We start from the raw sequence: 17,548 nt of genomic DNA on the forward strand, positions 1-17,548 counted from the left end.
GCCCTGCGGCTCGCGCGCCTACTCCACCAACACCCTCGAGTCGGGCCGGACGTCAGGCGGTCGCGGGGGCCGCCGCGGTGCGCCAGCCGCCGTGGTAGGTCTCGCGCGCCACGGCGGAGTAGGGGGCCGGGCTCACGACGGCCCGGACCGCGACCTGCTCGTGCGGTTCGACGGTCGTCTTGCGCGAACCGCCGTCGGGCTCGCCCCACAGCACGCGGACCTCGGCCCCGATCGGGACGTCGGGGGCCACGGTGGCCAGCGACAGGCCGCGCCGCTCGTTGGCGCTGTAGCCGGTGAACAGGGACAGCCCGACGACGGTGCCGTCCGCGTCCACGACCGCGTCGTAGTTCGACGAGCCGAAGTTCGCGTTCGGCAGGTCGAAGAACTGCGCGCCGGGACCGTCACCCAGCGGCGAGGCCAGCACCCGGCCGAGGTCCTCCTCGTTCCAGGCGAGGGTCACCTTGCGGCGCTGCTGGTCCGGCACGAGCGCCTGCAGCGCGTCGCGCCCGATGAAGTCGTGGTCGAACTTCACGAAGGAGCCGTAGCCGAGCTCCCACGGGTTCAGGTAGTAGTCGCTGATGTCCTCGGACACGAAGCTGCCCGCCAGCGCGTTGGTCGCCTCGTAGCTGTCGGCGCCGAGCCACTCGCGGTAGGGCCGCAGCTGCTCGGAGCTGTAGACCGCCGGCAGGGGCGAGGGGATCCAGCCCGACTCGAGGGTGTTGGTGGAGTAGGCGCGCGAGCCGCAGGGCTCCAGGCCGAACTCGCGCCCCGCCTCCAGGATCGTGTCGCGCACCTCGTCGTAGGAGCCGTAGTCGCCCCAGATCTCCAGGCCCGGAGCCCCGGCCATGCCGTGGCGCAGCGTGCGCACCTCCTGGCCACCGATCGTCATGCGGCCCATCGTGAAGAACCGGACCTTCTCGACGGTGCCGCCGTTGAGCTTCTCGATCAGCGGCCAAGCCTTGGGGCCCTGGATCTGGAAGCGCCAGACCTCGCGCGTCACCTGCTTGCCGTAGGGCCGCGACGGGGAGCGGTCGTCGCGGCGGACGTCCACGTCGTACCCGCTGCTGCCCTGGAACGTCAGCCAGTTGGCCACGGGGGCCCGGCCGACGAAGACGAACTCCTCCTCGGCGAGCCGGAACAGGATGCCGTCGCCGATCACGCCACCCTCGGGCGAGACGGGGACGAACTGCTTGGCGGTGTCCACCGGGAACCTGGCGGTGCTGTTGATGCCCGTGTCGGTGAGCAGCTTCAGCGCGTCCGGCCCCGACACGAAGAGGTTGACCATGTGGTGGGACTGGTCGAACAGGACCGCGTCGTCGCGCCAGGCGCGCTGCTCGCGGCGCCAGTTGGTGAACTCCGCGGGGACGACCGGGTAGATGTACGCACCGATCTGGGAGTCGCGCAGCATCGCGACCGTGCTGTCGCCGGCGTCCAGCAGCTCCTGCAGGTTCTTCGCGCTCATGACCGTCCGTTTCGCGTCGGGTGGGCGGCCGTCCTCCGGTCGGCCTCGACGACGAGGCCTCCTCGCGGACCGCCGCGCCCGACGGTACGGGCGCCGCCCGCGGGCCGACAGAGCGTTGCGGCGGGCCCGCGGCGGCGGTCCCGGCCGCCGCGACCGCGACGGATGTCGCGGTCGGCGGGCGCGCCGGGCCGCTCAGAAGACGACGGTCGAGCCGCCGTTGCGGGCGACCCGGTCCTCCAGGTGCCAGCGCACCGCGCGCGACAGGACGGCCCGCTCGACGTCGGCGCCCAGCCGCGCGAGGTCCGGCGTGCTGTGCCGGTGGTCCACCCGCACCACGTCCTGCTCGATGATCGGCCCCTCGTCGAGGTCCTCGGTCACGTAGTGGGCCGTCGCGCCCACGAGCTTCACCCCGCGCTCCTTGGCCTTCTGGTACGGCGCCGCCCCGATGAACGCGGGCAGGAACGAGTGGTGGATGTTGATGAGCGGGCACCCCACCCCGGCCAGGAACGTCGGCGTGATGATCTGCATGTACCGGGCCAGCACGACGAGGTCCACGTTGCCGCGCAGCAGGTCCAGCTGGCGCTGCTCGGCCTCGGCGCGGTTGTCGCGCGTGGCGGGGACGTGGACGTAGGGCACGCCGAACGGGCGGATCTCGTCGGCCAGGTCCGGGTGGTTGGAGACGACCATCACGACGTTCATGTCCAGCTGGCCGCGGCGGTTGCGCCACAGCAGGTCCAGCACGCAGTGGTCGGTCTTCGACACGAGGATCGCGACCCGCTTGGGCTTCGCCGCCTCCGTGACGACGAACTCCATGCCGAACGGCGCGGCGACCTCGGCGGCGAAGGTGCGCTCCAGCTCCTCGCGCGCCGCGGACAGCCCGGGCAGCCGGAACTCGGTGCGCTGGAAGAAGCGGCCGCCCTCGGGCGCCGTGGAGTGCTGGGCCAGGTCGACGATGTTGGCGCCGGCGCGGCTGAGGAAGCCGCTGACGGCCGAGACGATGCCCGGGCCGTCCTGGCACTGGATGAGCAGGCGGCCGAGGTCGGCGTCGGTCCGCGGGGCCGGCCGGGGGGCCGGCAGCGAGCTGGTGGTCGGGCTGGTCATGGTGGCACCTCCCCCGCCGACGCTAACGGTCCCGGTGACCCGCGACCACGGCGGGACGGCGGGCCCGCCACGCCGGGCCGGGCAGGTGGACCGCGTCGCCGGTCGCGGGGCGGGTGCGACGGCCGACGCGGTCCCGCACCGCCCGGTGGGGTGCGGCGCCCGCCGGACGGGTGGCGCCGGGCGGTGCGGGTGCAGGGCCGCGCCGGCGGGTGCGACCATCGGGGCGCGCGCCGACGCGGTCGTCGGCACGGGACGGAGGTGACGCGGTGGACCTCGAGGACGAGGACCGGGAGGTTCGGGCGGCCCGGCCCGCCGGTGGGCGGGACTGGACGGCGGAGGCGGTGCGGCACTCCCCCGACGCCCTCGCCGTCATCGACGCCGACGGCCGGTTCGTGCGCGCCAACCCCGCGGCCGCGCTGCTGTGCGGCCTGCCGCCCGGTGCCGTCCCCGGCTGCCCGTCCCCCTTCCCGGTGCCGCCCGCCGGGCCCGCGAGCGCCGCCCCGGCGGGGCCCTCGGTGGTCGAGTTCGAGGCGTCCGCCGGCGTGCGCCGAGCCCTGTCGTACAACGTGCGCCGCGTCGAGGGCCAGGACCGCTTCGTCGTCTCCTTCCGCGACGTGACCGCGGGCCGGCTGCGCGAGCGGCGGCTCGCGGCCGTGGCGAAGGCCGCGGCCAGCGTGGCCGCGCGCCGGTCGCTCAAGAGCACCCTGGAGGCCCTGGCGCACGAGGTGGAGCGCGCCGACTCCCTCGCGGGCGTGCAGATCCTCACGGCGAACTCCGGCGGCGACCGCCTGCACGTCATCGGCCTCGCGGGCTTCGGGCGCGCCCCGGACTTCTTCGACCGGCTCATGCGCTGCCGCGACCTCGGCGCGCACCTGACGATGCTCGACGTCCTGCGCCGCGGCGTCCCGCAGGTCGTGCCGCACCGCTACGCGACGACCATGACCGACCCCGCCTGGGAACCGCTGCGCGAGCAGCTGCGGAACCCGCTGTGGGACGCCTTCGCGAGCGTCCCCCTGCTCGTCGGCCGCGAGACCGTCGGGGTGCTCAACGCGTTCTTCGCCCCCGGCCGCGTGGTGGGCGGGGAGGAGATGGAGTTCCTGCTGGCCATGGCCGAGCAGGCCGCGGTCGCGGTCGACCACGCCCGGCTGCTCGAGCGCGAGCGCGACGTCGCCCGGCGCGAGGAGCGGCAGAAGCTCGCCCGCGACCTGCACGACTCCGTGGTCCAGCAGGTGTTCTCGATCATGATGCAGTCGGGCTCCCTGGGCGTCCTGGCCCGGCGGGGCCTGACCCCGCCGCCCGAGCGCCTGGCGGTGGTCGCCGACGAGCTCAGCAGCGCCGCCGAGGACGTCCTCGCGGACCTGCGCAGCATGGTGCACGAGCTCCGCCCGGCGGTCTCCCCCGGCCGGGGCCTGGTGGTCGCGGTCCGCTCGCTGCTGGAGACGACGGCGGCGCGGACCGGCCTGCGCGTCGACCTCGACGTCGACGACCCCACGGCCGAGCTGGCCGCGCTCGACGCGGTCCTCGCCGAGGACGTGTACCGGGTCGTGGCCGAGGCCGTGCACAACAGCGTCAAGCACGCCACGGCGACGTCGCTGACCGTGCGGCTGGTCGTGGGCGCCCCCGGCAGCCCGCGCCGGCTCGCCGCCGAGGTCGCCGACGACGGGTGCGGCCTGGACGAGCAGGACCCGGGGGTGCGCCCCTCGACGGGGTTCGGCATGACGGCCATGCGCGAGCGCGCGGAGCGGTGGGAGGGCGAGCTGCACGTGCGCTCGCAGCGGCCGGGGGGCGTGACCGTGCGGCTCGAGCTGCCGCTCGTGACCACGGTGGCCGTCGCCACGGACGAGTCCGCGACGAGCGGGACGCTGCCGTGAGCCTGCGGGTCCTGGTCGTCGACGACCACGCCGTGGTCCGCCGCGGGGTCGTCGCCTACCTGGAGGCGCTGGCGGACGTGGAGGTGGCGGGCGAGGCGGAGCACGGGCGCGCGGCCCTGGACCACCTGGCCCGGGCGGAGGTGCTCGGGCAGCTGCCGGACGTGGTGCTCATGGACCTGCAGATGCCCGTGCTGGACGGGGTCGCGGCGACCGAGGAGGTCGTGCGCCGCTTCCCCGGCGTGAAGGTCGTCATCCTCACGAGCTTCGGGGAGACCGAGCGCGTGCACGTGGCCCTCGAGCGCGGCGCGGCGGGCTACCTGCTCAAGGACGCGGGGCCCGCCGAGGTGGAGACCGCCCTGCGCGCGGCGGTGCGCGGCGAGGTGTTCCTCGACGCGGCCGTGACCCGGCGCCTGACGCAGGAGCTGCGCGCGCCGCGGGTGGGTCTCGGTGCGCTCACGGCGCGCGAGCGGGAGGTGCTCGTGCTCGTCGCGGAGGGCCGCTCCAACCGGGACATCGCCGCGCACCTGGCCATCAGCGAGCGGACGGCCCGCACGCACCTCAGCCACATGCTCGCCAAGGTGGGACTCAGCTCGCGCACCCAGGCCGCGCTGCTGGCCGTCCGCGAGGGGCTGGTCCCGCCGCGCTGACGCGCGTGCGCGACGGATGACGTAGGCCGGTCGCGTCGCACCGCTCGGCCCCGGCGCGACGCGGGGGCCTCGCCGGAGACGGTGGCCGTTCCTAGCGTGGCGGGGTGACCGGAGCCGCTCCGGCACGGGCCGCCTCGAGGAGGAGACGTGGGTGCTGCACGTCCGCGGACCGCCCCGGCGGCGTGCCCGCGGCACCGGACGGGCGCATCGTCGACGAGATCGTTGACGATCCGTCGGGCCCGCCCGTACCGTCGTCCCGCGGCGCCGCACCGGCGTCCCGGGGCTCGAGGAGCGCGCTCATGAGGACCGTCGTCGTCACCGATCCCCCCCGTGCCGACCCCGCCGACGCGCAGACGCTCGCGAGCTACGGCGTCGCCACGGTGCACGAGGCGCTGGGCCGCACCGGGTACCTGGGCCCGGAGTTCCGGCCCGCCTGGCCCGGCGCGCGCGCGGGCGGCACGGCCGTCACGGCGCTGTGCTGGCCCGGCGACAACCTGATGGTCCACGTGGCCGTGGAGCAGTGCCGCCCGGGTGACCTGCTCGTCGTGGCCACCGCCTCGCCGTCCACCGACGGCCTCTTCGGCGAGCTGTTCGCCACCGCCCTCGCCCAGCGCGGCGTCCGCGGCGTGGTGCTGGGCAGCGGGGTCCGCGACGTGGCGGACCTGCGCGCGACGGGCTTCCCGGCCTGGGCGCGCGCGGTCAGCGCCCAGGGCAGCGTCAAGGCCACCGCGGGCGCGGTCAACGTGCCCGTCGTGCTGGGCGGGCAGCGGATCTGCCCGGGCGACGTCGTCCTGGGCGACGACGACGGGGTCACGGTCGTTCCGCGCGCCGACGTCCCGCGGGCCCTGGCCGCGGGCCAGGCCCGCCTCGACCGGGAGGCGACGAACCGCGCCGCGTTCCAGCGCGGCGAGCTCGGGCTCGACGTCTACGGCATGCGCGAGCGTCTTCCGGAGCTCGGCATCGAGTACGTCAGCCACCGCGAGTGGTCGCGGGAGCAGGGGTGAGCGTCGGGCCGGTCCCCGCCGCGCCCCCGACCGCGGACGACCTCGCGGTCCGCGGCGTGCGGTGCACGATGCTGCGGGGAGGCACCTCGCGCGGCCTCTACCTCGAGGCCGCGGACCTGCCCGGCGACCCCGCGGTGCGCGACGACCTGCTGCTCCGCCTGCTGGGCAGCCCCGACCCGCGCCAGGTCGACGGCCTGGGCGGCGCCACGAGCCTGACCAGCAAGGTGGCCGTGGTCGGCCCGTCGGCCGTCCCGGGCGTCGACGTCGACTACCTGTTCCTGCAGGTCGGCGTCGCGGAGGCCACCGTGAGCGCGGCGCAGAACTGCGGGAACCTGCTCGCGGGGGTCGGGGCGTTCGCGGTCGAGCGGGGTCTCGTCCCCGCGGGGCACGCGGAGACGAGCGTCCGGATCCGCATGGTGAACTCCGGCGAGGTCGCCACCGCGAGGTTCCCGACGCCGGGGGGCCGCGTCGACTACCGCGGGGGCGCCGTCGACGCCGGCGTGCCCGGCTCGGCCGCCCCGGTCGTGCTGTCCTTCGAACCCGCCGCGGGCGGCCCGGCGGTGCTGCTGCCCACGGGGCGGCGGGTCGACACCGTGCTGGGCGTCGAGGTCACGCTGGTGGACAACGGCATGCCCGTGGTCCTCGCGCGGGCCGGCGACGTCGGGCTGACGGGGCGCGAGAGCCGCGAGGAGCTCGCGGCCGACGCGGCCCTGCTGGCGCGCGTGGACGCCCTGCGCTGCGCGGCAGGCGAACTGCTGGGCCTGGGCGACGTGCGCACGACCACGGTGCCCAAGACGGTCCTCGTCGCCCCGCCGCGCGACGGCGGCCACGTGCTCACCCGCTCCTTCATCCCCGTGCAGCCGCACGCCGCGATCGGCGTGTTCGCCGCGGTGTCCGCCGTGTCGGGGCTGCTGCTGCCCGGCGCGGTGGGGCACGAGCTCGCGCAGGCCTGGCCCGCGGGGACCTCGACCGTCGACGTCGAGCACCCGTCGGGCCACCTGCTCGTCGACGTGGTCGTCGACGCGGCCGCCACCCCGCCGCGCGCGGTGCGGGCGGGCGTCGTCCGCACCGCCCGGAAGCTGTTCGACGGCACGGCGTTCCCGCGGCCGCCACGTCGGGGATCGGCCGGACCCACCTGCGCGCGGGCGGACCCGAGGCCCTGCAGCGCATCGTGGCGCGCGTCGAGGCCACCGGCCGCGGGATCGGCTGGCAGGACGGCGATCCCGGCTACGGACCCACGTACGTGTTCACCGAGCCGGACGGCCACGAGTTCGGCGTCTACTGGGAGTCGGAGTGGTACACCCCGCCGCCCGGCCTGGAACCCTCGCTGAAGAACCAGGCCCAGGCCCGGACGCCGCACGGCGTCCCCGTGCGCCGGCTGGACCACGTGAACTACCTCGGCGCCGACGTCGTCGCGAACCGCGACTACGTGCGGGACACGCTGGGCGCCATGGTGACCGAGCAGATCGTCCTGGACGACGGCACGGTCAGCGGCACCTGGACCACGTTCACGAACAAGGGCTACGACGCGGTGTGGACGCGCGACTGGACGGGGTCGAGGGGACGCCTGCACCACCTGGCGTTCGCGACCGACACGCGCGAGGACGTCCTGCGGGCGGCCGACCTCGCGCTCGACCACGGCGTCTTCATCGAGACGGGCCCGCACAAGCACGCCATCCAGCAGACGTTCTTCCTCTACGTCTACGAACCGGGCGGCAACCGCGTGGAGCTGTGCAACGCGGGCGCCCGGCTCGTCCTCGCGCCGGACTGGCAGCCCGTGGACTGGACCGAGGCCGAGCGCGCGAAGGGCCAGGCGTGGGGGCTGAAGACGATCCCCTCCTTCCACACCCACGGCACGCCGCCCGTCCCCGCCGGGCCCGAGGACCCGGTGGACGCCTCGTGAGCGTCCGCATCGCCCTGCTGGGCCTCGGGGAGGCGGGGTCCGCGATCGCGAGGGACCTGCTCGCCGCGGGCGCGGACGTGCGCGGGCACGACCCGGCGCTCGCCCCGCCCGCCGGCGTGGCCGCCCGCCGCGACGAGGCGGACGCCGTGCGCGACGCGGACCTGGTGCTGTCCGCCAACAGCTCCGCCGCGGCGCGGGGTGCGCTGCTCACGGCGCTGCCGGCCCTGCGGCCGGGCACCCTGTTCGCCGACCTCAACACGGCGTCCCCCGCGCTGAAGGCCTCCCTCGCCGACGCGGCCGGGGACCGCGCGGACGTCGTGGACGTCGCGCTCATGGCCCCCGTTCCCGGCCTGGGCCTGCGCACGCCCATGCTGGCCTCCGGGCCCGCCGCGCCGCGCTTCGCCGACCTGCTGCGCCCCCTGGGGGCCGCCGTGGACGTCCACCCCGGGCCGGTGGGCGCGGCCACGTCGCGCAAGCTCCTGCGCAGCGTGTTCTACAAGGGCCTCGCGGCGGCCGTCCTCGAGGCGCTCGCGGGGGCCCGCGCCGCGGGCTGCGAGGACTGGCTGCGCGCCGACGTCGCGGCCGAGCTGGCCCGGTTCGACGCGGCGACCCTCGACCGGCTCGTCGACGGCAGCCACCGGCACGCGCGCCGGCGCGCCGACGAGATGGCCGCCGCCGCGCAGCAGCTCGACGAGCTGGGCGTCCCCTCCCGCGTGGCCCGGGCCGCGCGCGACGCCCTCGTGGAGCTGCGCGACGCCGCGGCGGTGCCCGGGTGATCGTCGACTGCCACGGCCACTTCACGACGGCCCCGCCCGCCCACACCGCGTGGCGCGAGCGGCAGCTCGCGGCGTCCGCGGCCGGTGAGCCCGTCCCCGCGCACCCCGGCGTCGGCGACGACGAGCTGCGCGAGGCGGTCGCGGGCACCCAGCTGCGCCTCATGGACGAGCGCGGGATCGACCTCACGGTGTTCTCGCCGCGCGCCTCCGCGATGGGGCACCACCTGGGCGGGGCCGAGGACAGCCGCCGCTGGAGCGAGGCGTGCAACGACCTCGTCGCGCGCGTCGTGGCGCTGCTCCCCGGGCGCTTCGCGGGCGTCGGTCAGCTCCCGCAGTCGCCCGGCGTGCCGATCGAGCGCTCGGTGCCGGAACTGCGCCGCTGCGTGGAGGAACTGGGGTTCGTCGGCCTGAACCTGAACCCCGATCCCGAGGGCGGCACCTGGAGCGCACCACCGCTCACCGACCGCAGCTGGTACCCGCTGTACGAGGTCATGGTCGAGCTCGACGTGCCGGCCATGGTGCACGTGTCCGCCGTGACGAACCCCGCGCTGCACGCCACGGGTTCGCACTACCTCAACGCCGACACCACGGTCTTCATGCAGTTCCTGCAGTCGGACCTGTTCCGCGACCTGCCGGGGCTGCGGTTCGTCGTGCCGCACGGCGGCGGCGCCGTCCCCTACCACTGGGGCCGGTTCCGCGGCCTGGCCGACATGCTCGGCCGGCCGCCCGTGGAGTCGTTGCTGGACAACGTCTTCTTCGACACGTGCGTCTACCACCAGCCCGGCGTGGACCTGCTGCTCGACGTGGTCCCCACGGCCAACGTGCTGTTCGGCTCCGAGGCCGTCGGGGCTGTGCGGGGCGTCGACCCGCGCACCGGGCACCACTTCGACGACACCCGCCGCTACGTCGAGGCCTCGCGCCTGGACGAGGCGGCCAGGGCCCTGGTGTACGAGGGCAACGCCCGCCGGGTGTACCCCCGCCTGGTGCCGCTGCTCGACGCGGCGCGCAGGTGAGGCGGCGCAGGCGGCGCAGGCGTCACGGGTGCGCGCCGGGCCCGCAGAACGCCGACGCCCACCGTCCGGAACCCGTAGGGTGACCGCGGAAACCCCCGACCTCGCCCGCGAGGTCCACGACGCGCGATGGAGCGAGATGACCGAGGACGCGAGGCCGGTGGCGGGAGTCCCCGCCCTGCGGGTCGACGACGTCACCCTGCGCTTCGGCGGGATCCGCGTGCTGGACGGGGTGTCGTTCGACGTCGCGCCCCGCACCGTGTTCGGGCTGGTCGGGCCGAACGGCGCGGGCAAGACGTCGCTGTTCAACTGCATCAGCGGCCACTACCGCCCGAACTCCGGGTCGATCCTGCTCGAGGGCGTCGAGACGCTGCGGGCGCCCGCGTGGCGCATGGCCCGGCTGGGGCTCGCGCGGACGTTCCAGCACCCCGCCCTGCAGCTCGGGGAGACGGTCCTCGAGAACGTCCTGCTGGGCGCGCACTCGCGGCTGCCGGGCGGGCCGCTCGCCTGGTCGCTGCGGCTGCCCTCGACCTCGAAGGCCGAGCGCGCGAGCCGCGCCGAGGCCCTCGAGCTGCTGGAGCGCACCGGACTGCGGTGGGCCGCGCACGCGCGGGCCGGCGAGCTCTCCCACGGCCTGCACAAGGCCGTGGAGCTGTGCCGCGCGCTGATGTCGCACCCGCGCCTGCTGCTGCTCGACGAACCCGCCGCGGGTCTCTCGCACGGCGAGGTCGACCGGTTCGTCGAGACGGTGGCCACGGTCCGCGCCGACCTGGGGCTGACCATCGTCGTCGTCGAGCACCACATGGGCCTGATCTCCGCGATCACCGACCGGGTCATGGTGCTCGACCACGGCGCGAAGCTCATGGAGGGCACGGCGGCGCAGGCGCAGGTCGACCCCCGCGTCGTCGAGGCCTACCTGGGCAGGGAGGCGGTCGAGGATGAGCCTGCTTGAGCTGCAGGACGTCACGGCGTCCTACGGGCAGGGCCGCGTCCTGCACGGGATCTCGCTGTCGCTCGCCGAGCACGGGGCGACGGGCATCCTCGGCGCGAACGGCGCCGGCAAGACCACGACGCTGCGCGCCATCAGCGGGACCGTGCGCACGACCGGCCGGATCCTCTTCGACGGCCGCGACATCTCCGGCCTCGGGCCCGACCGCACGGCCCGGCTGGGCATCGCGCACGTGCCCGAGGGGCGCGGCACCATGGCGCAGCTGACGGTCCGCGACAACCTGCTGGTCGGCGCCTACCAGCGCCGCGACCGCCGTCAGATCGCGACCGACGTCGACTACTGCCTCGACCTGTTCCCGCAGCTGCAGGCCCGGACGGGCTCGCCGGCCGCGGCGCTGTCCGGGGGCGAGCAGCAGATGCTCGCCGTCGCCCGGGCGTTCATGGCCAAGCCGCGGCTCATGCTGCTCGACGAGGCGTCGCTGGGCCTCGCGCCCAGCACGGCGCGCACCGTCTACGACGCGATCCGCCGGCTGCGGAGCGAGACCGGGTTGTCGATGCTCGTGGTCGAGCAGAACGCGGTGCTGGCGTTCTCGCTGGTGGACGACGTCACGGTGCTCGAGACGGGCCGGGTCACGGTCGAGGGCACCGCGAGCGAGCTGATGGGCATGGATTCCGTGCGCCGCGCGTACTTGGGAGGGTGAGTGTCGTACTTCGTCCAGCTCGTCGTCGACGGGCTCGCCACCGGGTCGGTCTACGGCGCCCTCGCGCTGGCCATCGTCCTGGTCAACCGCTCGACCGGGATGATCAACTTCTCGCAGGGCGCGCTCGCGGTGCTGTCGACGTTCGTCGCCTACGCCGTCGTGCAGGCCGGGGCCCCGCTGCTGCTCGGGCTGCTGGTGGCCGTGGCGTTCGCCGTCGTCCTCGGGGCCTTCGTGGAACGCGTGGTCGTGCGCCGCTTCGAGGGCGGGGACGCGAACACGGCCGTCGTGGCCACGATCGGGCTGCTCGTGCTGGTCTCCGGCATCGCCGGGGCCATCTGGAGCTACGACCCGCGGCCCTTCCCCTCCCTGTTCCCCAACGCGACGCTCGGCCTCGGCGGGGTCTTCGTCAGCGTGCGCTCGATCGGCACGACGGTCGTCATCGTGGCGGTCATGGTGCTGCTGCAGCTGCTGTTCCGCTTCACCAAGCTCGGCCTCGCCATGCGGGCCGTCGCCGACAACCCGTCGTCGGCGGCCCTGTCCGGGCTGCCCGTCAGCCGGCTGCTGATGATCGGCTGGGGGATCGCCGCGGGCCTCGGCGCGGTCGCCGGCGTGCTCGTCGCGCCGCAGCTGTTCATCAGCCCGACGATGCTGGACTTCACCCTCGTCTACGCCCTCGCGGCCGCGATCCTCGGCGGGCTCGACAGCCCGCTGGGCGCCGTCGTGGCCGGGTGGTTCATCGGGGTCGTCGAGAACCTGGCCGGGGCCTACGTCGACGTCATCGGCAACGACCTGAAGATCGCCGTGCCCTTCGCCGCCATGATCGTCATCCTCGCCCTGCGACCCCAGGGCCTGTTCGGCCGCCGCACCGTGGTGCGCGTCTGATGCCCGCCTTCCTCACCGCCGGGCGCCTGCGCGCCGCGGCCGTCGCGGTCGTCGCGGTCGTCCTCGTGCTGCTGCCCCTGGTCTCCTCCCCGTACGTCAACTACCAGGTGACGACCATGGCGGTGTTCGCGGTGGCGCTGCTGGGGCTCAACGTCGTCATGGGCTACGCCGGCCAGGTGTCGCTGGGGCAGAGCGCGTTCGTGGGCATCGGGGCGTACGTCGCCGGGTACGGCACCCTGAACGGCTGGCCTGTCCTGCTGTCGTTCGTGGTGGCCTGCCTGCTGCCCGCCGTGGTCGGGATGCTCGTGGCGCTGGCCGCGGCGCGGCTGCGCGGTCTGGCGCTCGCGATGGTGACGATCGCCCTGCCGATCGTCGGGACACCGGTCGCCAAGCGGCTGTCCGACGTCACCGGGGGCTCGCAGGGCCTGACGGTCAGCTGGCTCGAGCCGCCGTCGTGGGTCGCGCTCGCGGACGACCAGTGGCGCTACTACGTCGTCGTGCTCATCGCGCTGGGCGTGTTCCTCCTGACCCGCAACCTCGTGCGCGGTCGCGTCGGCCGCAGCTTCGCCATCGTGCGGGACAACGAGGCGGTCGCGCTGTCGATGGGCATCTCGCCCTACCGCACCAAGGTGCTCGCCTTCACCCTCGCCTCGACCATCGGCGGCGCCTCGGGGTTCCTCTACCTGGCCGTCGTGCAGTACACCTCGCCGGAGACGCTGAGCTTCGGGACGTCGATCAACCTCGTGGTCGCGATGGTCATCGGCGGGACGGGCAGCCTCGTGGGCGCCGTCCTCGGCGCCGTCTACTACGTCCTCGTGCCCGTGCTCGCGGGGCAGCTGGACGCCTCGCGCACGGCGCTGCTGTCCGGGGCCGTCCTGCTGCTGGTCCTGTTCGTCCTGCCCGGTGGTCTCGTCTCGCTCCCGAGGCGGGTCCACCAGCTCCTGACGGCGCGCCGCCGGCGTTCCGCCACCACCCCACCCGGGGCGCCCGACGGGCAGGCCGGGACCCCCGCCCTGACCTCCGACGGCGTCGCGCCGTGATCCGCCCACCCCACCCCAGGAAGAGGCAGGCCTCGATGAAGAGCCTCCAGCACCCCCGCCGGCTCAGCAGCGCCGTCGCCCTGTTCGGCGTCTGCGCCCTGCTCGTCACCGGCTGCACCCGCGACACCGGGACGACCGGCGGCGGCACGGAGGGCGGCGCGGCCGCGGCCAGCCCGGGCATCACCGACACCACCGTGAGCCTCGGCATCTCGAGCCCGCTCAGCGGCGCCACGGCCGGCCCGGGCACCTGCTCGGTCGCGGGCCTGAACAGCTACCTCGAGGCGAAGAACGCCGCGGGCGGGTTCGCGTTCGGCGACGGCAAGACGCGCCAGGTCACGCTCACCTACCTCGACGACGCGTACGACCCGGCCAAGGCCGTGGCCAACTTCCGGCAGCTGGTCAACCAGGGCATGTTCGCCTACGTCGGCGCCCTGGGGACGCCCACCAACGCGGCCGTCATGCCGATCGCGAACCAGCAGGAGGTCCCGCAGGTCCTCCTCATGGCCGGGGCGGGCGAGTTCTCCGCCGACCAGGCCGCGAACCCGTGGACCAGCGGGTTCGTGCCGACGTACAGCACCGAGGGCGCGGCCTTCGGCAAGCTGCTCGTCGACGCGAACCAGCCGATCACGGTGGCGACGCTCGCGCAGAACGACGACTACGGCAGCGGCTACCTCGACGGGTTCACCGCGGCCATCGAGGGCAGCCAGGTGCGGGTGGTCGACTCCGCCACCTACGAGCCGACGGACACCTCCGTCGACGGGCAGGTCACCCAGCTCGCCGCCAGCGGCGCCGACGTCCTGCTGTCCGCCGTCTCCGTGACGCCGCTGCAGGTGGGCGTGCTCACCAAGGCGCAGTCGCTCGGCTGGAAGCCCCGCGTCTTCCTGCCCTCCAACACCTCGACGCCGGCCACCGTGCTGCAGCCCGGCGGCGCGGCCGCCTACCCGGACGTCTACACGCCGGCGTTCGCGAAGACGCCCGCCTCCCCCGCGTTCGCGAACGACCCCGACGTCCAGGAGTACACGAAGGCCTTCGAGCAGTACGGCACGTCGATCACCAAGACGTACACGCCGCACTGCGCGTGGAGCTACGCCGAGGGCGCGGTGCTGGGCGAGGCGTTCGCGACCATGGAGGAGCCGACGCGGGAGAGCTTCATGACCGCGCTGCGGGGGATCTCCGGGTTCACCGCACCGCTGCTGCTGCCCGGCATCACGATCGACACGACGAAGGAGGACCAGGCCGCGGTGTCCTCCGTGAACCTGGTCCGCTACAACGGCACCGGGTACGAGCCCGTCCAGGGGTACTGAGCGGGCGCGGGGGCGCGAGCCGGCGCTCGCGTCCCCCGCGGCCGGGTGGGCGGGGAACGACAGGAGGGTGGACGTGGCCGAGCACTCCAGGGCCGGGGCGGCCGGGCCGCCCGACGCGCTGACCGCGGCGATCCGCACCGCGATCGTCGAGGGCGAGTTCGCCCCGAACCAGCGCCTCGTGGAACCCGACCTCTGCGCGGCCCACCACGCCAGCCGCGCCGCGGTCCGCGCTGCGCTGCAGGAGCTGACGTTCGAGGGTCTCGTCGAGCGCACACCGCACCGCGGTGCGCGGGTGCGCTCCCTGACGCTGCACGAGGCCGTGGAGATCCTCGAGGCCCGCACGGCCCTCGACGCGCTGTGCGCCGCCAAGGCGGCCGAGCGCATCTCCGACCCCGAGCGGGCGGAACTGCTCGCGCTGCGGGCCGACCTGCTGGCGGCGGCCGCGGACGGTCGCCTCGAGCAGTACTCCGCGCTCAACCAGCGGCTGGACCGGCGCGTGCGCGAGATCAGCGGGCACGCCACCGCCGGCGCTCTGCTCGCCCGGCTGCAGGCGCGCGTCGTGCGCCAGCAGTTCCGGCTGGCGTTCCAGCCCGGCCGGGCGCAGCGCTCGGCCCCGCAGCACGCCGCGATCATCGACGCCGTCGTGGCGCGCGACCCGAAGGCCGCCGAGGCCAGGACGCGGGAGCACCTGGCCGGGGTGATCGACGCCCTCACGGGGCCGCCGGACTGACCCGGCTCGGAGACCCGGCCCGGAGTCCCGGCCCGCGTCAGACCCGCCGGGTCCGCAGGAGCAGCAGCTGCTGCGGCTGCAGCGCCGGCCCCCGCAGGCCCGCGCTCGCGAGCACCCGCCCCGGCAGCCGCACCCCGTCGGTGAACCACGGGGGGTTCGCGCTGGAGCGCCGCGCCGGCGCGTCCCCCGGCGCCTGCAGCGTCACCTCGTACACCGCGTCGGGCAGCAGGCCGGGGAGGCGGACGGCCCCGGGCACCGCGGTGACCGGCGTCGTCAGCTGCACGACCGCGAACAGCCCGTCGTCCCCGTCGGCGGCGACGACGCCGTGCACCGCGAAGGACTCGTCGTGCTGGTCCGCGCGCACCGTCGTCCCGGTGTGCAGCAGCGGCCGCACCTCCTTGTACAGGGCGACCCAGCGGGCCAGCTCCGCCCGGTCCTCGGGGGTCGCCCGCGTCACGTCCCACTCGACGCCGAACGAGGCGAACAGCGCCGTGCCCGCGCGGAAGGACAGGTCGTTGGTGCGGTGCGTCGTGTGCGACGTGGCCGCCCCCACGTGGGAGCCCACGAGCTCCGGCGGCAGCAGCTGGCTCGTCCAGCGCTGGATGAGCTGCCGCTCGACGGGGTCGATGCAGTCGCTGGCCCACACCCGGTCGGTGCGTTCCAGGATCCCGAGGTCGATGCGCAGCCCGCCCGAGGAGCAGGACTCGATCTCGACGCGGGGGTGGCGCCGGCGCAGCTCGTCGAGCAGGCGGTAGACCGCGAGGGTCTGCGCGTGCACCCCGGGTTCCCCGCCGGGGCCGGACCCGGCCTCGAGCAGGTCGCGGTTGTGGTCCCACTTGAGGTAGGCGATGTCGTTCTCGCGCAGCAGCGCGTCGAGGCGCTCGAGGACGTGGGCGAAGGCGTCGGGGTTGCCGAGGTCGAGGACCTGCTGGCGGCGCGACAGCTTCGGCTGGCGGCCCCCGGTGGCGAGCACCCAGTCGGGGTGCGCGCGGACCAGGTCGGAGTCGGGGTTCACCATCTCCGGCTCCACCCACAGGCCGAACTCCATCCCGAGCCCGCGGACGGCGTCGACCAGCGGCGTCAGGCCCTGCGGCCAGACGTCCTCGTCGACGTACCAGTCCCCCAGGCCCGCGTCGTCCGCGCGGCGGTGGCGGAACCACCCGTCGTCGAGCACGTAGCGCTCGACGCCGACCTCAGCGCCGGCGCGGGCCAGCTCGACGAGGCGGTCCAGGTCGTGGTCGAAGTACACCGCCTCCCAGGTGTTCATGATGACGGGGCGCGGTGACGTGGGGTGGACCTGCCGGGCCCGCAGGTGGGCGTGGAACCGGGCGGCGACGCCGTCGAGCCCGTCGGCCGCGTACGCCGCGTAGACCCACGGCGTCGCGTAGGACTCCCCGGGACCGAGCCGGACCTCGCCGGGCAGCAGGAGCTCGCCGCCGCGCAGCACGGCCGCGCCCGCCGCCACGCGCTCCGCGACGCTGCGGTGGTTGCCGCTGAACGCGACGTGCTGGCTCCACACCTCCCCGGCGCGGAACCCGAACCCGGCCGTCCCGACGGCCAGCACGAGGGGCGCGTCCGGTCCGGTGCGGCCGCGGCGGTTCTCCCGGACGTGGGCGCCGACGACGAGGGGCAGCCGCTGCGGGGACCGCTCGCGCGCCCAGCGCCCGGCCAGGTCGAACACCTCGGTCGCCTCGGGCGGGACGGGCAGCGACAGGGCGAGGTCGGCGACCTCGTAGTCCGCGTCCGCGGTGTTCGTCAGCGTCGTGCGGTGGCGCACGAGGCCGGTGGGCAGCAGCTCCAGCTCCAGCCGGAGCGCGAGACCCGCCTCGTCGTCGGCCGCCTCGACCTCGACGCGGCCGCCCGCGGCGGCCTCCTCGACGGCCCAGGCGGTCGGGACGAACCGCGTCGACCACGCGCGGCCGGCGCGGTGGCCGCTCAGCCCCGGCAGGCCGGTCCAGCCGCGCGACTGCTCGGGCAGCACCGCGAGCGGTTCCGGCTCGTCGACGTCGTTGTTCACGCCCGAGGTCAGCCCGGCGCGCCGGAGGTCCGCGAGCGCCCCCGCGTCGAGCTCGCCGAGGTCGGCACCCCAGTGCACGACGCTCGGCAGGGCGTCGGCCGGGGTGCCGAGCACGAGGCTCACCCCCGCGGCGCGCAGGTGCAGCACCGGGG

14 protein-coding genes and 2 pseudogenes are annotated in these 17,548 nt (G+C 75.3%); 13 read left to right on the plus strand and 3 right to left on the minus strand.

Annotated elements, in window-relative coordinates:
• Positions 1-52 precede the first annotated feature (52 nt).
• Positions 53-1,462 carry a vanillate/3-O-methylgallate O-demethylase gene (gene ligM, locus GTR02_RS10170; RefSeq protein ID WP_166607376.1) on the minus strand — a complete coding sequence of 470 codons (1,410 nt, stop codon included), beginning with the start codon at positions 1,460-1,462 and terminating at the stop codon, positions 53-55.
• A 192-nt stretch (positions 1,463-1,654) separates the two neighbouring features.
• Entirely contained in the window at positions 1,655-2,563 is a 909-nt protein-coding gene (gene purU / locus GTR02_RS10175; RefSeq protein WP_166607377.1) for a formyltetrahydrofolate deformylase, read from the minus strand.
• A 266-nt stretch (positions 2,564-2,829) separates the two neighbouring features.
• Between purU and GTR02_RS24380 the strand changes: the two genes are divergently transcribed.
• From GTR02_RS24380 to GTR02_RS10240, 13 genes and pseudogenes are all read left to right on the plus strand, one after another.
• Positions 2,830-4,434 carry an ATP-binding protein gene (locus GTR02_RS24380; RefSeq protein ID WP_166607378.1) on the plus strand — a complete coding sequence of 535 codons (1,605 nt, stop codon included), beginning with the start codon at positions 2,830-2,832 and terminating at the stop codon, positions 4,432-4,434.
• Entirely contained in the window at positions 4,431-5,081 is a 651-nt protein-coding gene (locus tag GTR02_RS10185; RefSeq protein ID WP_166607379.1) for a response regulator, read from the plus strand. The genes GTR02_RS24380 and GTR02_RS10185 overlap by 4 nt, the downstream gene beginning before the upstream one ends.
• Before the next feature lie 299 nt (positions 5,082-5,380).
• Complete coding sequence (locus GTR02_RS10190) at positions 5,381-6,085, plus strand: 4-carboxy-4-hydroxy-2-oxoadipate aldolase/oxaloacetate decarboxylase (protein ID WP_166607380.1); 705 nt, start codon at positions 5,381-5,383, stop codon at positions 6,083-6,085.
• Positions 6,086-6,153: 68 nt separating this feature from the next.
• A pseudogene (locus tag GTR02_RS10195) lies at positions 6,154-7,191 on the plus strand (4-oxalomesaconate tautomerase); the annotation flags it as partial.
• Positions 7,188-7,988, plus strand: a pseudogene (locus GTR02_RS10200) (VOC family protein); the annotation flags it as partial. The pseudogenes GTR02_RS10195 and GTR02_RS10200, both read left to right, overlap by 4 nt.
• Complete coding sequence (locus GTR02_RS10205; RefSeq protein ID WP_166607382.1) at positions 7,985-8,764, plus strand: DUF1932 domain-containing protein; 780 nt, start codon at positions 7,985-7,987, stop codon at positions 8,762-8,764. The pseudogene GTR02_RS10200 and the gene GTR02_RS10205, both read left to right, overlap by 4 nt.
• Complete coding sequence (locus tag GTR02_RS10210) at positions 8,761-9,777, plus strand: amidohydrolase family protein (protein ID WP_166607383.1); 1,017 nt, start codon at positions 8,761-8,763, stop codon at positions 9,775-9,777. The genes GTR02_RS10205 and GTR02_RS10210 overlap by 4 nt, the downstream gene beginning before the upstream one ends.
• A 79-nt stretch (positions 9,778-9,856) precedes the next feature.
• A complete protein-coding gene (locus GTR02_RS10215) occupies positions 9,857-10,726 on the plus strand; it encodes an ATP-binding cassette domain-containing protein (protein ID WP_205708989.1) in 870 nt (289 codons plus the stop codon).
• Positions 10,713-11,423: an ABC transporter ATP-binding protein gene (locus tag GTR02_RS10220; protein WP_166607384.1), complete on the plus strand. Its 711-nt coding sequence runs from the start codon at positions 10,713-10,715 to the stop codon at positions 11,421-11,423. Before GTR02_RS10215 ends, GTR02_RS10220 begins: the two co-directional genes overlap by 14 nt.
• Entirely contained in the window at positions 11,424-12,305 is an 882-nt protein-coding gene (locus GTR02_RS10225; protein ID WP_166607385.1) for an ABC transporter permease subunit, read from the plus strand. It begins immediately after the preceding gene.
• Positions 12,305-13,345, plus strand: coding sequence for a branched-chain amino acid ABC transporter permease (locus tag GTR02_RS10230; RefSeq protein WP_166607386.1), 1,041 nt, complete (start codon positions 12,305-12,307; stop codon positions 13,343-13,345). The genes GTR02_RS10225 and GTR02_RS10230 overlap by 1 nt, the downstream gene beginning before the upstream one ends.
• 35 nt (positions 13,346-13,380) lie before the next feature.
• Complete coding sequence (locus tag GTR02_RS10235; protein ID WP_166607387.1) at positions 13,381-14,649, plus strand: ABC transporter substrate-binding protein; 1,269 nt, start codon at positions 13,381-13,383, stop codon at positions 14,647-14,649.
• A 73-nt stretch (positions 14,650-14,722) separates the two neighbouring features.
• A complete protein-coding gene (locus GTR02_RS10240) occupies positions 14,723-15,379 on the plus strand; it encodes an FCD domain-containing protein (RefSeq protein WP_205708990.1) in 657 nt (218 codons plus the stop codon).
• Positions 15,380-15,416: 37 nt separating this feature from the next.
• On the opposite strand, the gene GTR02_RS10245 is transcribed toward GTR02_RS10240, so the two are convergent.
• Complete coding sequence (locus GTR02_RS10245; RefSeq protein ID WP_420814717.1) at positions 15,417-17,543, minus strand: alpha-galactosidase; 2,127 nt, start codon at positions 17,541-17,543, stop codon at positions 15,417-15,419.
• Between the last annotated feature and the right edge of the window lie 5 nt (positions 17,544-17,548).

Source organism: Kineococcus siccus (assembly GCF_009906795.1).
GTDB classification, from domain to species: Bacteria; Actinomycetota; Actinomycetes; order Actinomycetales; family Kineococcaceae; genus Kineococcus; species Kineococcus siccus.

Coding starts and splice junctions, on each gene's coding strand:
- ligM (WP_166607376.1), bottom strand. CDS start 1,462: ATGAGCGCGAAGAACCTGCAGGAGCTGCTGGACGCCGGCGACAGCACG.
- purU (WP_166607377.1), bottom strand. CDS start 2,563: ATGACCAGCCCGACCACCAGCTCGCTGCCGGCCCCCCGGCCGGCCCCG.
- GTR02_RS10190 (WP_166607380.1), top strand. CDS start 5,381: ATGAGGACCGTCGTCGTCACCGATCCCCCCCGTGCCGACCCCGCCGAC.
- GTR02_RS10220 (WP_166607384.1), top strand. CDS start 10,713: ATGAGCCTGCTTGAGCTGCAGGACGTCACGGCGTCCTACGGGCAGGGC.
- GTR02_RS10230 (WP_166607386.1), top strand. CDS start 12,305: ATGCCCGCCTTCCTCACCGCCGGGCGCCTGCGCGCCGCGGCCGTCGCG.
- GTR02_RS10235 (WP_166607387.1), top strand. CDS start 13,381: ATGAAGAGCCTCCAGCACCCCCGCCGGCTCAGCAGCGCCGTCGCCCTG.